We start from the raw sequence: 14,808 nt of genomic DNA, 5'->3' as shown, positions 1-14,808 counted from the left end.
TCACCCCCCAGCCTCTCGCTGAGTCGCCCCCAACGCTCCTCCCTACGCCAGCCCGTCCGAATCCAGGTGTTTGAACCTTAATTTCAGTGCCGGTCGAGTTTAAAACCTCCCTTGGCCTCAGGAATAGTTGCACTAACGACCGATTTCAAGCATGAATTTGGGCCATCATCGACTCCCGGTTTCATAAACCTGCGGGTAAACGCGATTCCAGCTACGTAGAGACAGCATTGCGCACAGTGAAATCGGTCATTCGTGCAAATTTGGCCAGGTACAGGGGTTTATCGCCAGGTTTGACGGCGCCGAAATCTCAAACCCTGAGACAATCCCGGCGAACCCGGGCGTTAATCCTATTAATTCGTCTCGGTGTGCCATATATGGCACACCGAGACGTTTAAATAGGTTTTATTCTCGGTTTTTGGGGAATTCAGGGTCTGTTTGTTACCGGGTTTCGGGTTGTGCGTGGATTATAAGGGGAAAATAGCCGGGTAGCTGCCAATAATGGCAGCTACCCGGCTATTTTCCACCTTTAGGCACAACCCAGCGAGTATCCCCCGATTCTCCCAGCCCAACATCCTCGGATTTTGCTGGCATTTAGATACATGTTCGTATACGCGAGGGCGGTGGTGGAGGGGGACCTCGAAGGAGCATATGGGTGTTCGTCGTTTTTCTTAGCGGCTTGCCCGCTTAGAAAAACAGAACGGGACCCCATTTCTGCGACTGAGAGGCATCCCCCGAACGCCACCAGACCGCGCGTCCGGGCTCACTCGCTGCGGGTGTTCGTAGGTTCTCTAAGCCGCATACTTGCTCAGAGAGTAGAACGGGACCCCACCGCGACGCAGACTTTGGTAGCGCAAGCTCTCTTGTATTGCCAAAGTCCCCGAAGTGGCACCCAAAGCGTAGCATTCCAAGTATTTCTGCGACTAAGAGCCCCGCACGCCACCAAACCCCGCCGGAATCCATGTCTCCGCCAAACCCACCGAACCCGGCCAGAATCCGTACAGGCCCCAGCCAAATCTCAGCGTTGAGTAGGCCCAGGCACATTCACCGCCATACTGCCTAACAGTTTGTGATCGAAATCGGTGATTAAACGGGGGTACGTGACCATATAGACCAGCAACCCCGATTTAATCACCAAATAGCAACAACACCAGCCCGCACGCCGCCAGACCTCGCGGGCATACCGGGTGTAACAAAAGCGGCAAGTAACAAACAGTAGTGGGCGAGAGGGGACTCCGCGTTTTTGCTGCGCAAAACCGCGTCTCGCTCGCATCGTAGATGCTCGCGCTAGGGCTGAAAACGCTGGCGCGTTTTCTTAACGCCCTAGCCCTCACGGGGTTCGAGTCGCTCTGCTGACTGTATGTTTACGCAGGGGCGCCACTTGGGCGCCCCTGCGTAAACAAAAGTGGGCGAGAGGGGACTCGAACCCCCACGTCAAAGACACAGGAACCTAAATCCTGCGCGTCTACCAATTCCGCCACTCGCCCGGGCGCCCCTATAGTGTAGCGGATTTCAAGCTAAATCCGTGAGCGCGATATCAGCTAGGCGCGGGGTCGGCAAAGCCTGGGGAGAATCCGGGGAAGCCGGGGTCGCCTTCTTGGCGGCAACAACCAAATCCTCCAGCGGTTTGTCGTTGCGAATCCAGCCCTCGGGCGAGGGCCAATCGGCTTGCGGACCGGGCTGATCCGAACCGGCCGCAGCCTTCGCCAACAGCGCGTTCGGCGCGAAACACCACTTGGCCCGGTCAAAATCATTCAAGCCTCGCGACTCCAAAATATCCAAAATCGGCGGCAACATCCGCACGCAGTTCGCGTAAGCCTGGGGCGAGGAAAACTGCCAGGTCGGGTAAACCCACTTCCGGTCCAAAGTCCGAAACCCCAACAAGCGCCCGTCCCGCACCGCTTTCATAATCGCTTGGCGAGACACCCCCAGCCAGTCGCAAACGTTACCGGTCCGACAAACGGGTCCCACCAGCGTGTTTAGCGACGTCGGTGCCGCCAGGAAAGCCTGGGCAAAACGCGCCAGCCGATGCATATTTTCCCTGCTGGCATCGGCGGATGCGCGCGGCCGCGCCAAGAGCATCGTGCGGATGGTCTCTAAAAATTGTTCCTCTTCGTCGGTCAGTTCTCTCCGCACCGCTTCGCCTTTCGGTCAGAATAAGTAAACAAGTTTGTCTGATAGCGTCACTGCTACCACCAAGACTATCAAAAGCAAGATAATCGCGGTAATAAGCCAGCGCTGCGCCGCCCAAATGCGGGCAAATCCGGTGTCGGGAAACAGCCATCCGAGCCGCATTAGCGTTGCCCCGAGCTGCACCCACAGGACAATCGTGCACGTCCAGACGATAAAACAGAACGGGCACAGCTTCGTGAACTCGAAAATGGACTGGTGCAGGAAAAACACAATCAGCACCATCCCTGCGGTCAGACCCGCCTCAATCAGCAGTACCAGCCAGCGCGACACCCGCCCGCCGCACCAAGCCAGGAACACGCCGGCCAAACCGGCGAACAAACCGACTCCGACCAGCGCGTTCGGGATGCCAAACAGCAGGTGAGCCTGCCAGGTCGTCAGCGAAGCCGAACAGCCAATCAGCGGGTTCAAATCGCATCCGAGATGCGCCGTGGGCTGTTTCAGTGTCTGAATTTCGGACAGCACCAGCTCCGCGCTCGCCGCCATCGCGACGACCGCCAGCGCGATTAGCAACACGAGGGTGGGGATGCCGGGCCGGGTGTCGCGGGCTTCCGGGGCTTCCAAATCGGCCGGGGTTTCTGGGTCTGCCGAGGTCACAAGGGAGGTCGGGGCGGTCGCTGCTGCCGGGGTCGCCGCGCTTGCCGGTTCTAGCTGTTCTGCTGGGCTCGGCGAGCGCGAGGAATCCGGGGCCGTCCCCTCATCGGGTTCTTGCTTCATGAGGATTATTCTAACTTTTATGTCCGCTCACCGGACCTAGTGTTCCCCAATGGCGCTGAAATGGGGCAACAACCACGACGGCCCCGCGCGGCAGCTCAGAAAAATCGCCGCGGCCCTAACCGCGCCCCTGGAACCGCCACAAAAACGCCGAAACTCCCGCAACTCACTTGTGCGCCCGTGCCCAACTAACTCGTAACGGGTTTAGCCGACAACCCCACCAAAATCCGGGCCGAGACGCTTGCCGAGTTCAGTTTGTCACGGGCGCCAGAATCCTGTAAACTAAACTTTCGTTGCCCCGGTAGCTCAGTCGGCAGAGCGTCTCCATGGTAAGGAGAAGGTCCAGAGTTCGATTCTCTGCCGGGGCTCGCTTCACGCTTGACGGTCCGCGCCGCTGAGCAGCGAGGCGGGGTAGCTCAGTTGGTGAGAGCGCACGACTCATAATCGTGAGGTCGAGGGTTCGAATCCCTCCCCCGCTACGAACCCGAAACGGGTAACCGCAGGGGATAAGCGATTAGAAAGAAGTAAAACAGTGGCTGCAAAATCGAAAGACATTCGCCCGAAGATTACGTTGGCGTGCTCTGAATGCAAGGAGCGCAACTACATCACGAAGAAGAACCGGCGCAACACCCCGGATCGCTTGGAGCTGAATAAATACTGCCCGCGCTGCCGGAAGTCCACGTCGCATAAGGAAACCCGCTAAGCGGTTTTTCACAAGTTTCCCGGCGTCGCCGTTACGGTGACGCCGGTTTTTAGTGTCTCACGAGCGGGGTGCGGGGTGTGGGGTGTTGCTATTTGGGGATTAAATCGGGGTTGGTGGTTATATAGGCCAGCTACCCCGATTTAATCGCGAATTTTGATCGCTTTGGGATGTGCCGAGGTCCGGGGGTGTGCTCGATCTGCCCGCGGGCGCGTCTGGGGGCGGGGAGGCGCGGAGGTGAGTCGCTTGGTGCTGATTCAATCCAGGTTTTGGGAGCCATCGAGGTTCGAGGCGGGGATAAAAAGGGGGGCGGCCGCAGCCGCCCCCCCAAAAAAATCCAGAGAACTTACTTCAGCAAGTCCTTGAATTGGTCAACCAGGGAATCAGAGACTACGCCGAAGCCGCCCAGTCCCTTGAACTTGCCTGCCAGAGCAGCATTCGCAGCGCGAGCCGCCTTGGCATAATCGGTCACTGCCGCGGGAGCAGAACCGGCCTGAACCAGCAGAACCGGGCCAGCCAACTCGGTCTTGTTGTCGATGAAACCGGCCACGGTGGCATCCGCGGAGGCTGTGCCGTTAGCAGCATAGAGAGCCTTAGCCTTAGCGCCGTTCGGGTATTGAGTCTTGGCAATCTCCAGGGCGGTCAGGTAGCGATCCGCGCCAGCGATACGGGAAGCCTTGGCGCCCGCTCCACCCAAGTATGCCTGAACCTCAGCATCGCTCGGGCCTTGCTTGGCAGCTAACTGAGCGTTTTTCACTTCATAATCAGCTTTCAGCAAAGCAGAATCCAGCTCGCTCTTGGTGGGAGCCATGTCATAGGCAGCCTGAACTTTGCTCAATTCCGACTTATTAGACTGCGTCGGGATGGCTTTAAACGCATCCTTGGCATCCTGCAGACCCTTTTCGAGGCTCTCTTTCGTGGCGGTGTCTTTCAGAGCCACCCGGGTGGACACTAAGAATCCGAAGTTACCCTTGTCGGTATTTTGGGCAGCTTTGTCAGCAGCGGCTTTGTTGCCGGACAGGGTGGTGCCGTCGACTTTCAACATATCGCATGTTGCGCTAACCTCACCGGGCAAGAGGCGGGGGAAGGTCGATTCCAACGCGGCTTTCTTTTCAGCTTTCATTTTTTCGCTGTCGCTGGATTGGATCGGGGTGCACTTCGCGTCCTTGAGTAGGTCCTCCACAGTCTTGCCAGCGTAGGTGTACCATCCGTCAAGTTTCATTTGGGCTTCGCGAACCGCTTTATCCAAATCGGCTTGAACCTTTGCTTTTGCTTGTTCCGCGGTCATTCCTGCACCGCCACCAGCACCGTTAGCAGTTGCTGCCGCGCTCAATTCTGCGGGCAGAACAGCACCTTCGCCACCCAGAGCAACGACCTCGGAGGGCTTCAACCGCTTGATTTCTCTTAGGGTCGCGGCGGGCAGAGTACCGGAGCCATCGGTCAACAGAATCGGGGCGCCATCGGTCATGGTGCCGCCGACCAGGGCATCAACCAAGGTCATGCCGTTAGCCAGGTACACCTTGGCGCTGGTCTTGCCCGAGGGGAACAGGTTTTTGGAAATCTCCGCTGCCGTCTCGAAACGATTTGCGCCCGCTAGACGAGTGACCAGGGCATTGCCAGCGACTGCCTTTACCGCCGCATCGCTGACCGCGCCGGTGCCGCCCAGCACCACGACTTTGGTGGCCTTCAACTTGGTGATAGCTTCGGCCACGTTCTTTTGCACGGTGGGCGAATCGTTGACCAGCAACAGGGGACCGCCGGGCAGTTTGCCGCCGGCGACCGCGTCAGCTTGGGAGTCGCCGCGGGAGAGGTAAACCACGTCAGAGGTGCCAAAAGCGCTGGCCACCGAAATGGCGGTGTTGTAGCGATCCGAACCGGCGTAACGGTCAGCTTCCGTCGCTGCCACCGCGCTCATCGGCACGGTCATGGCAAAAGCAGCCGCGGCCGCGCTCAGAGTCAAAACAGACTTCTTCATGTTTGTATTTCCTAACTTGTTGGTTGGATGAATTCCGTACTCATCCTATTGATAACTTCGATATCTCGCAGGGGATGGTAAACCTCCCACACCCTTTAGACGTTTCAGAATCTTGGTTTCTTACAGGCGTCATTAACCGTATCATGCCCGGATTATGAAAATGCCTTTCGAGTTCAGTGGGTTAGACTTAAACGGTGAGTGAAGAAACGACGAAAGACGAAAACCTGGCGGCCAGTGAGACGGAAATCCGCGCCACTTTGAAAGCTGCTCAGGAAACCTCGAAAGCGATTGAGGCCGACATCGCGGCGGGAAACGTAGGAAAGTACCGCATTTTAACCGGGGACCGGCCCACCGGATTCTTGCACATCGGCCACTATTTCGGCACCTTGAAAACCCGGGTGGACCTGCAAAACCTCGGCATTGACACGACCGTGCTCATCGCGGACTATCAGGTCATCACCGACCGGGACAACCTCGGCAACGTGCGCGAATACGTATTAAACCTGGTGGCAGATTACCTAGCGGCGGGGATTGACCCCGAAAAATCCACGATTTTCTGCCATTCTCAGATTCCGGCCATTCACGAAATGCTGGTCATTTTCCTGTCCCTGGTGACCGAAGCGGAGCTGCACCGCAATCCAACCGTGAAGGCGGAGCTGGAAGCTGCCGCGCGTCCCATGTCCGGGCTGCTGCTGACTTATCCGGTGCATCAGGCCGCGGACATCCTGTGCGCCAAGGCGAACCTGGTGCCCGTCGGTCAAGACCAGCTGCCGCACCTGGAGCAAACCCGCGTGGTGGCCAAGCGGTTCAACAAACGTTATCCGCAGCGCGACCCCAAGACCGGCAAAAAGACCGGGCGCGGCGTGCTGCCGATGGCGCAGGGCCTGCTGGGACAAGGCGCGATGATTCTCGGCACTGATGGCCAAAAGATGAGCAAGTCGCGGCACAATACGGTGGAGCTGCGCGCCAGCGAGGACGACACCGCGAAAATCCTGAAAAAGGCCGTGACCGATTCGGATCGCCAGATTACTTTCGATCCCGTGCGCCGTCCCGAAGTGTCGAACCTGCTGCTCATTGCCTCGCTGTGTACCGGGCAGGCGCCCGAGGATATCGCCGCGGAAATCGGAGCGGGCGGCGGTGGGGCGCTGAAATCCCTGGTGACTCAGGCGCTGAACGAACACTTGCGCCCGCTGCGCCAGCGGCGCGCCGAACTGATGCAAGACGAAGGCTACTTGTGGAGCGTGTTGGCTCACGGTAACGAAAAAGTCCGCGATGAAGCCAGCGATGTGCTGCGCGAAATGAAGGCCGCTATGGGAATGAACTACGGGGTGTGATGGAACAGGACGACAAGAAGCCAGAGGATTTGATTCGGCGCCGCGACCACGCTCAGGCCGTGGCGGACCGGATGGTGGAACGCGCCCTGTGGATTATCAACCTGGATAATCAAGGCGCGTCAGTGAGCCCGGAAACCCGCGATGAGCTGGTGGATGAGACGACGGATATGCTGCTGGAATGGGCTTATGAGGTCGGGGAAGATTCTTTCCGCGCCGGGGAGTTCAAAGGGCGTCCCGGGGCGGCAGGGGAAAACAAGCCCTACCCGTCCTCGCCCGCGAAGGCCAATCCCAAAAGCCTGGGGCGCCGCGACTATCTGTTAGACGAATAGGCGCATTCGTAGGCGTGTTCACAAGGGCGGGTCACCAGCGCGTCCGGCGGCTCGGCGGGTTTGTCGCCACCACGCCGCAGGTCACGCCGGTTTTGCAGTACGTCAACTAGCGCGGATCACGAGCGCGTTCGTAGGCTTGTTCACAAGGGTGGGTCACCAGCACGTCCGGTGGCTCGCCGTTCACGTCGCCAGCGCCCCGGCCTCACTTGTGCGCTGACCTTGAGGACGTACGTTTGCGTTAACTCGCCCGCCGCACAGGTTCGCGCGCCCCCACCACACCGCAGGTCACACCGGCCTTATGCGGCGCACACCGACACGGTACGCACCGACACGGTACACCCCGACGCCACGCCTTAGTGCTTTTGGACTTTGCGCAAGGTGTTCAGCAAATCGATTTTCTCGTCCCCGGAGGGATTGTCCGGCACTTCGGCAAAGAAAATCCGCATCGAGAACGGCGCCATCTTGGACCTCATGCCGCGCACCGTCACGGGCAGTTCGGAAATGACTTCCGCCAAACGGATTCCCGAACCGGGGGTGACCCCGACTTCCTCGGCAAACAGCGCGACCGGGTCGTTCGTGTCTTGATGCCGGGCAGAGGGCGTAGCGGAGTTTAAACCGGTCAACAGCTGCAGCTTTTCCCCCGCGCCGCCTTCGCGGGCGCTCGGATCGGGCCAGGTGGAGTCCCACACCAGCCGAAACACGCGGGAACGCGCCCGCGGGGGGTTAATCTGGACTTCGTCATTGGTCCCGTTAATCATGACCAGCAAATCCACGTCGTCCCAGGGCGCTCCGGAACGCAGCATCTGGAGCACGCGGTTGGCGGGATCGTGCCAGGCGCCGGGGGTCAAATGTTCGCCTTCGCGGTTGTACCACGACAGGTCCTGGAGTTTATCCCCGGCCTGGGGCATCCCGGAGGCGAATTCATCGGGGCGCATGACCGGGTGTTCGGCGCGCAAATGCAGCAGGTAGCGGGCAGTTTCAAACAGTCCCTTTTGCCAGGGTTGCCAGCGCCAATCCAACCAGGAAATCGGCCCGTCCTGACAATAGGCGTTATTGTTGCCGTTCTGTGAGTTCCCGAACTCGTCCCCCGCCAAGATCATGGGGGTGCCGGAACTAATCGCCAGGGTTCCCCACAAGTTTCGCAAGGTTTTCAGCCGGTTTGTGGCGACTTTGACCATCTCGGTGCGGTTCAGCGGGTCGCCGTGGAAAGGGGTGGTGGGATCCATGCGGCTAAACCGGCGGGAGAAACCTTCACCAGACTGCGGGTCGGGGCCGATTTCCGCGGCAGCGCTGGGTAGGTCCTCGTCCCCCAGTTCCTTGCCGCTCAGCACGTGGCCTTCGTGACCGTGATTCCACGAGTTATTGTTATTCGTCCCGTCCCGGTTGCCCTCCAGGTTGGCTTCGTTGTGTTTGTGGTCAAAAGTCACCAGGTCGGCCAGGGTGAAGCCGTCGTGGGCCGCGACAAAGTTGATGGACGCTCCCGGACCGCGGTTGTATTCGGCGATGTTGGAACCGTACAGGTCAGCCGACCCGGAGACGCGTGTCGCCAGCTCGTGCGGGCCGTGGGCGTGACGACCGTGGGCCAGCGCCGCCGCATCGGTGAGCCAAAAACCCCTGATGCCGTCGCGGTAGCGGTCGTTCCAGTCCGCAAAAGGCGAGGGGAAGTTCCCAGTTTGCCACCCGTTCGGACCCATGTCCCACGGCTCGGCAATGAGTTTGCAGCCAGCCAGAACCGGGTCGGTCGCCATGCCCACAAAAGAAGGATGGCGCAGGGCGTACTGTTCTCGGTTGCGCCCCAGCGTTACCCCCAAGTCGAAACGGAAACCGTCCACTCCGACTTCTCCGGCCCAATACCGTAGGGAATCCAACAGCAGCGCCACCGACTCGGTGGACGTGAAATCGACCGTATTACCGCAGCCGGTGAAGTCCACCATCTGGTTGGGGTAGCCGTGGTTCCAGAGGTAGTAGCATTGCGGATCCAAGCCACGCAAGCTGAGGGACGGCCCCAGGGTACCGCCCTCGGCGGTGTGGTTATAAACCACGTCCAACAGGACCTCGATACCGGCTTGGTGCAGCAGCGAAACCATGCCGCGGACCTCGTCCAGTACGGCCTGGGGACCTTGACGCTGGGCGGCTTCGGTCGCGTAGGTCGGTTCGGGCGCGAAATAGCTCAGAGTCGAGTAGCCCCAATAGTTGCTCAGGTTTCGTTCCGCCAGAAATGGTTCGGGCATCTTGGCGTGAATCGGCAGCAACTCAATAGCGGTTACGCCCAAGTTTTTCAGGTAATCAATGGTGACCGGGTTTGCCAAGCCGGCGTAGGTACCCTGCAGTTCCGGGGGGATTCCGGGTAGTTGCTGGGTCAAACCTTTGACATGCGCTTCATAAATCACGGTGCGCCGCCAAGACGTGCGTGGCCGATCCGCTACCGGAAAAGAATGCGTGTTCACCACGACCGACAGCGCGTTGTAATCCGCGGAATCCAACGGATCCATAGTGAGTTCGCGAGTCACGGGCTTCAGCTCGGCATCAACCTGATGGGCGTAAAGTTGCGGGCTGAGAACGGGGGGCTGCGTAATCGCTTTCGCGTAGGGGTCGAGCAGAACCTTTTGCGGGTTATAGAACACTCCCGCGTCGGGATCCCACGGCCCATAAGCCCGATATCCGTATACCTGACCGGGACGTACGCCACGAATGTTGCCGTGCCAAATCCCGCGGAACGGTCCGCGCAGTCGAATCCGGCGTTCGGACTGGTAGCGCCCGTTTTCGTCCGGAGAGTCGAACAGGCACACCTCTACCGCCGTGGCTTGGTGAGAATAAACGGAAAAGGCGACTCCGGATTCTGTAATGGTGGGTCCCAAGTGGTGTGGGTCGAGTTTTGGTTCCTCCGCGACCACGTCAGTGGGAGCAAATGTCGGTGTCGTCCCCTTCTTCTCGACAGTCATAGGTTCGACATTACCGGGAAAACGTCCCGCGTGCCGGGCTTTGTGAGCTTCGCCTAACTTGTGGCGGGTAATTCTGGCTTTTTCCGGTCGCGAGTTCTCTGCCGTCGCCCGATTTCAGTCACTGACGTTTTTCGTAAATAAGTTCCGGGGTCACAAGTGTGGTCCGCTGTCGGTAGCGGTGATGGTTGCCTGGGCGATGACTCGGTCTCCCCGGGGACTGTCCTGGTAAAGCACCAGGGATTGACCTGGCGCTACTCCGGTAACTTCATCGGCGGGCTGTAGCACCACCCGCAGTTCGATTCCGCCATCCCCGGTTTCCAGATACACGCCCTGCGGGGTGACGGGTTTGCCGTGGGCACGGAACTGGATAGTCAACCCGGCAGGGTCCAACTCGCCCTCACCCGTTGCGCCGAGCCCCAGGCTGGTGGGGTCTATCAGCCAGTTCACCGACGGCCCGGCGTGAATTTCCGTGACGGTCAGCGCCTGGCGGGGAGCCACAAACACCGTGTTCGTTTCCGGATCCGTACCCTGTACGTAGCGGGGAGCGCCGTCCGTGTGAGGCCGGGGGATATGCAGGCCGCGGCGCTGCCCGACCGTGTATTGGAAAGCGCCGTCATGCGAGCCCACCACCGCTCCGTCCTCGTCCACAATGGGACCCGGCGCCGCCCCGATACAGCCGCGCAAAAAGCCGCGCGTATCCCCGTCCGGGAGGAAACAAATGTCGAAAGAATCCCGCTTGCCCGCCACCGGAATCCCCAGTGCCTCAGCTTCAGCGCGGGTGGCGGCCTTGTCCGTCACGTCCCCCAGCGGGAACACGGCTCGTGCCAACGCTGCGGCGCGCGCCCCCGCCAAAACGTAACTTTGGTCCTTGCCCATTGCCGACCCACGCAGCAGGGCAAAGTCCGGGAACGCGCCGTCCGCACCGGTCTGGGGAGCTTCCGCCGGAATCAACCCTGCCTGGCCGGGCCGCCACAATCGGGCATAGTGGCCGGTCGCGACATAATCGAAACCTTCTCGCAGGGCGCGTTCGATGACGTAACCAAACTTAATGAAACGGTTGCAATGCACACACGGATTCGGGGTCAGCCCCTCGCGATAAGCCTGCACAAACGAATCCATCACGACCCGGTTGAACCGCTCGGCAAAGTCCCACACCTGCAGCTCGACCCCCAGAAAATCCGCGACCCGGTGCGCATCAGCCAGGGCATCGACAGGCTCGGTAGAAGCGACAGGACGCGACCACGGGCGGGAGAGGGACTCCAACTGCATAAAGAAGCCCGAAACTTCGTGACCGGCCGCTTGCAAGCGCGCGGTCGCCACGGCCGAATCCACCCCGCCGGATAATCCCATTAAAATTTTCGCCAAGTTTTTCCTCCTCAGTGACCTCACATTCTACCGTTTCCCATTGTGCTGGCTCCCGCCAGCCCCGAGACCTCGGGAATTTGCCTACTTGAAAGGGAAAACAATGGAAGAACTGACAACCACCGAACCCCGCGCTGACTTCGAACCGCGCACTTTCGCCGATTTTGGCCGGATTTGGCTGGAAAGCCGGGTCGACCTCAAGCCGACCACCCGGGCAAGTTATCGTTCGATGCTAAACACGGTCAACCTGGAATTTGGGGAACAGGCTCCGAACCAGGTCAGCTACCTGCAGGTCGTCTCCTGGGTCGCGAAGCTCGCGGAACAAGGCGTCAGCCCCACCGGGGTGCGTCAGGCCTATCAAATCGTGGGGCAGGTACTGGCGTTGGCCAACCGGTTGGGGGCCATCGAAAGCAACGTTGCGGCCGGGGTGCCGCTGCCGACTGTGTGCCGCACCGGACGCCACCGCTACTTGACTGTGCTGCAGCTGGAATCCCTGGCTTTAGAGATTGGGTGGTGGCGGTTGACCCGCGAACCCGCGGGGGTTATTTTGCCCGGCGGTTTGGGACAGAATGTGGTGTTTTTGCGCAAGAAAGGTCGCGGCGGGTACCTGACTCGGCGCAAGTCCCGGGCGGGGTCGATAGACGCGGGGTTGGCCTCGCTGGCTCGGGGGCGCGGTGGGCAAACCCCTGCGCCGGGTGGCAACCAACTGGAAATTTTGGTGCGTTTGCTGGGGTACACCGGTTTACGTATTGGGGAAGCCCTGGCGTTGACCCCCGCTGCGGTCGACTTGGAACGCCGCGTGATTCGGATTGAACGGGCGGTGTCGGAGGTGTCGGGGCGGCAAGTATTCGGTACTCCCAAGAACGGGCGCACCCGGGTCGTGCCGATACCGGATTTCTTGCGCCGCGACTTGCGGGTATTGACCCGGGCGGCGTGCGGAGGCGATGATTTCCTGTTCGCCACGAAACACGGCACCCCCCTGCGGGCCTCCAACCTGCGCTTACACTTCGACATGGCGGCGCTCGCGGTCGGACAGGCCGGACTGCACATACACGACCTGCGCCACACCGCCGCCACTTTGGCGGTGTCGGCGGGAGCTAACGTGAAGGCGGTGCAGCGCATGCTGGGGCATTCCTCGGCTTCGCTGACCCTTGATGTCTATGCGGACTTGTTTGAACCAGACTTGGGCGATGTCGCCGGGGCGTTGAGCCGGATGCGGCAAACGACTCTGCGCCGGGCTGCCGCCTAGTGCGAACGAGTTATACACATGGCCTGTGGAAAAAATGTGGATGAAGGAGTTTCCGGCGGAAAAGTGCAGGTAAACTCCAGGTTAATAAAGGGGTGAAAAAATGGCGTAATATCAGGTGAATTGCTGCAAATACCCAGTTCAGAACCCTGACGGCGGTGACGGGTTTGTTAATACAAACCGATGTGCGATTTCCCCAGTAAACTCTGCAAAACTGTCCCCAACACCTGTGGATAACTTGTGGAAACTGTGCGCAGGGAGACGGGTTTTCGTCCTGTTTACCTAGGCTGGCTTTGATAGGCTGAAGCCATGAACGAACCTTTGGCGGGCACCAGCGGGCTGCCTGATGATCAGCCGGTGACCGGAGAGTGTCCCGAGCATGGCGCGGATAGCCTGCCGGGGCGGCCCTCTACCAGCCGTGAAGAATACAACCGTGTCGTCTTCTTGGCGCGGGTCGTGTTGGGATTCACGGTAGTGGCGGCGGCGACGCTGATAGTCATTGCTCTCACGGCGCACCGGGACTATCCCTCCATCGTGGTCAGCATCGTGATGGTGGCGGCGGCTGTGTTCTATTACGTCAGGACGACCCGCGCGGTGAAACGGGATCTCGATGCCGGCCCTGAACTGGGGGAATAGGTTTTTTCGCGGTCGCGGCTGTCCTGTGGCCCACCTAGGCTGGGCCCCACGAAAACGGTGCGCTGCCCTGGCGAAAAGTGCAAGAATGGGGGCATGAGTAAAAATCGTGTTTCTGCGCGCCTTGCCGCCATTGCCCCGTCCGCGACCCTCGCTGTCGATAGTAAAGCGAAAGAACTGAAAGCTGCCGGAAAGCCTGTTATCGGCTTCGGCGCTGGTGAACCGGATTTCCCGACCCCCGATTACATCGTGGAAGCCGCCGTGGCGGCCTGTAAAGACCCCGCGAACCACCACTACACCCAAGGCAAAGGGATGCTGGTCACCCGCGAAGCCATCGCCGCCAAGACCTTGCGCGACTCCGGCTACGAAATCGACCCGAACAACGTCATCGTCACCAACGGCGGGAAACAATCCGTGTTCCAGGCTTTTGCCGCCACCGTCGACCCCGGTGACGAAGTGCTGCTGCCCGCGCCCTATTGGACCACCTACCCCGAGGCGATTCGCCTGGCTGGCGGCGTTCCGGTGGAAGTTTTCGCCGGTGCTGACCGGGACTACAAAGTCACCCCGGAGGACTTGGAGGCGAAACGCAGCGAGCGGACCAAAGTCCTGCTGATGTGTTCGCCGTCCAACCCGACCGGCACGGTCTACACCCCCGAGGAACTGACCGCCATCGGCCAGTGGGCTGTGGAAAAGGGCGTGTGGGTCATCAGTGATGAAATCTATGAACACCTGCTCTATGACGATGCTAAGCCCGCACACATTCTGAAGCTGGTTCCGGAACTGGCAGATACCTGCGTCATTGTCAACGGCGTGGCGAAGTCCTACGCCATGACCGGGTGGCGTTTGGGCTGGATGAACGGACCGACTGACGTCATCAAGGCCGCCACGAACTTCCAGTCCCACCTGACTTCCAACGTGTGCAACATTGCCCAGCGGGCTGCCATCGCGGCGTTGAACGGGCCGTTGGACGCGGTGGAACAGATGCGTCAAGCCTTTGACCAGCGCCGTCAGACCATCGTGCGGATGTTGCGTGAGATTGACGGTTTGCAGGTACCGGTGCCACGCGGCGCGTTCTATGTGTATCCCGACGTCACAGGCTTGTTTGGGCGTAGCTTGGATGGGGAGCGCATCGAGTCCTCCTCCCAGCTGGCGGCCATGATTTTGGATAAGGCCGAAGTCGCGGTGGTTCCCGGCGAAGCCTTCGGTCCCAGCGGCTTTATCCGCATGTCCTACGCTCTTTCCGATGCTGACCTGGTCGAAGGAGTTAGCCGGGTGCAGGATTTGCTGGCAAAAGTGAAGTAGATTTTGGATTTCACCGGGGGTGGCGCGTTGGGGCGTTGCCCCCGGTGAAATGTTTTGATTCGGCTCGGTATTAGCGCGCTTGAA

11 protein-coding genes and 3 tRNA genes are annotated in these 14,808 nt (G+C 59.9%); 8 read left to right on the top strand and 6 right to left on the bottom strand.

Translation table 11 applies throughout. The features are described 5' to 3' along the window. Positions 1 to 1,403: 1,403 nt before the first annotated feature. The 3 genes from AC5LBQ_RS06460 to AC5LBQ_RS06450 all read right to left on the bottom strand — a co-directional run bounded on the left by AC5LBQ_RS06460 (position 1,404) and on the right by AC5LBQ_RS06450 (position 2,904). Positions 1,404 to 1,484 (bottom strand) — tRNA-Leu (locus AC5LBQ_RS06460). Between the two features lie 25 nt (positions 1,485 to 1,509). Next, positions 1,510 to 2,133: a hypothetical protein gene (locus AC5LBQ_RS06455; RefSeq protein WP_493264971.1), complete on the bottom strand. Its 624-nt coding sequence runs from the start codon at positions 2,131 to 2,133 to the stop codon at positions 1,510 to 1,512. Positions 2,134 to 2,148: 15 nt separating this feature from the next. Beyond that, positions 2,149 to 2,904, bottom strand: coding sequence for a vitamin K epoxide reductase family protein (locus AC5LBQ_RS06450; RefSeq protein ID WP_493264970.1), 756 nt, complete (start codon positions 2,902 to 2,904; stop codon positions 2,149 to 2,151). 292 nt (positions 2,905 to 3,196) lie between these two features. On the opposite strand from AC5LBQ_RS06450, the gene AC5LBQ_RS06445 reads away from it, so the two are divergent. The 3 genes from AC5LBQ_RS06445 to rpmG all read left to right on the top strand — a co-directional run bounded on the left by AC5LBQ_RS06445 (position 3,197) and on the right by rpmG (position 3,604). After that, positions 3,197 to 3,269 (top strand) — tRNA-Thr (locus AC5LBQ_RS06445). Between the two features lie 37 nt (positions 3,270 to 3,306). Further along, positions 3,307 to 3,380, top strand: a tRNA-Met gene (locus AC5LBQ_RS06440). A gap of 53 nt (positions 3,381 to 3,433) precedes the next feature. Beyond that, entirely contained in the window at positions 3,434 to 3,604 is a 171-nt protein-coding gene (gene rpmG / locus AC5LBQ_RS06435) for a 50S ribosomal protein L33 (protein ID WP_004007299.1), read from the top strand. Positions 3,605 to 3,947: 343 nt separating this feature from the next. On the opposite strand, the gene AC5LBQ_RS06430 is transcribed toward rpmG, so the two are convergent. Beyond that, on the bottom strand, positions 3,948 to 5,576 hold the full coding sequence (locus AC5LBQ_RS06430) for a cell wall-binding repeat-containing protein (RefSeq protein WP_493264969.1): 1,629 nt from the start codon (positions 5,574 to 5,576) through the stop codon (positions 3,948 to 3,950). Positions 5,577 to 5,800: 224 nt separating this feature from the next. Here AC5LBQ_RS06430 and trpS point away from each other — a divergent pair, with 224 nt between their 5' ends. Both trpS and AC5LBQ_RS06420 read left to right on the top strand, forming a co-directional pair. Next, a complete protein-coding gene (trpS, locus tag AC5LBQ_RS06425) occupies positions 5,801 to 6,910 on the top strand; it encodes a tryptophan--tRNA ligase (protein WP_493264973.1) in 1,110 nt (369 codons plus the stop codon). Continuing rightward, entirely contained in the window at positions 6,910 to 7,239 is a 330-nt protein-coding gene (locus tag AC5LBQ_RS06420) for an isocitrate dehydrogenase (RefSeq protein WP_295028510.1), read from the top strand. The genes trpS and AC5LBQ_RS06420 overlap by 1 nt, the downstream gene beginning before the upstream one ends. A gap of 353 nt (positions 7,240 to 7,592) precedes the next feature. Here AC5LBQ_RS06420 and AC5LBQ_RS06415 read toward each other — a convergent pair whose 3' ends face one another. Next, positions 7,593 to 10,181, bottom strand: a complete 2,589-nt coding sequence (locus AC5LBQ_RS06415) for a glycogen debranching protein (RefSeq protein WP_491680969.1) — start codon at positions 10,179 to 10,181, stop codon at positions 7,593 to 7,595. A gap of 150 nt (positions 10,182 to 10,331) precedes the next feature. Then, complete coding sequence (gene mnmA, locus AC5LBQ_RS06410; protein ID WP_493264972.1) at positions 10,332 to 11,561, bottom strand: tRNA 2-thiouridine(34) synthase MnmA; 1,230 nt, start codon at positions 11,559 to 11,561, stop codon at positions 10,332 to 10,334. Between the two features lie 85 nt (positions 11,562 to 11,646). Here mnmA and AC5LBQ_RS06405 point away from each other — a divergent pair, with 85 nt between their 5' ends. The 3 genes from AC5LBQ_RS06405 (at position 11,647) to AC5LBQ_RS06395 (ending at position 14,724) form a co-directional block, all read left to right on the top strand. After that, positions 11,647 to 12,792, top strand: a complete 1,146-nt coding sequence (locus AC5LBQ_RS06405; protein ID WP_493264968.1) for a tyrosine-type recombinase/integrase — start codon at positions 11,647 to 11,649, stop codon at positions 12,790 to 12,792. Positions 12,793 to 13,098: 306 nt separating this feature from the next. Next, a complete protein-coding gene (locus AC5LBQ_RS06400; protein WP_282921159.1) occupies positions 13,099 to 13,425 on the top strand; it encodes a hypothetical protein in 327 nt (108 codons plus the stop codon). Positions 13,426 to 13,518: 93 nt separating this feature from the next. Next, positions 13,519 to 14,724: a pyridoxal phosphate-dependent aminotransferase gene (locus AC5LBQ_RS06395; RefSeq protein WP_295028498.1), complete on the top strand. Its 1,206-nt coding sequence runs from the start codon at positions 13,519 to 13,521 to the stop codon at positions 14,722 to 14,724. Positions 14,725 to 14,808: the final 84 nt, after the last annotated feature.

The organism is Mobiluncus sp., from assembly GCF_985070215.1.
This window is presented reverse-complemented; position numbering and strand designations above follow the sequence as displayed.

Bases quoted from the DNA above. Each gene is read 5' to 3' on its own strand.
- AC5LBQ_RS06415 (WP_491680969.1), bottom strand. From the start codon at position 10,181: ATGACTGTCGAGAAGAAGGGGACGACACCGACATTTGCTCCCACTGAC.
- AC5LBQ_RS06400 (WP_282921159.1), top strand. From the start codon at position 13,099: ATGAACGAACCTTTGGCGGGCACCAGCGGGCTGCCTGATGATCAGCCG.
- AC5LBQ_RS06420 (WP_295028510.1), top strand. From the start codon at position 6,910: ATGGAACAGGACGACAAGAAGCCAGAGGATTTGATTCGGCGCCGCGAC.
- AC5LBQ_RS06450 (WP_493264970.1), bottom strand. From the start codon at position 2,904: ATGAAGCAAGAACCCGATGAGGGGACGGCCCCGGATTCCTCGCGCTCG.
- AC5LBQ_RS06395 (WP_295028498.1), top strand. From the start codon at position 13,519: ATGAGTAAAAATCGTGTTTCTGCGCGCCTTGCCGCCATTGCCCCGTCC.
- AC5LBQ_RS06430 (WP_493264969.1), bottom strand. From the start codon at position 5,576: ATGAAGAAGTCTGTTTTGACTCTGAGCGCGGCCGCGGCTGCTTTTGCC.
- AC5LBQ_RS06405 (WP_493264968.1), top strand. From the start codon at position 11,647: ATGGAAGAACTGACAACCACCGAACCCCGCGCTGACTTCGAACCGCGC.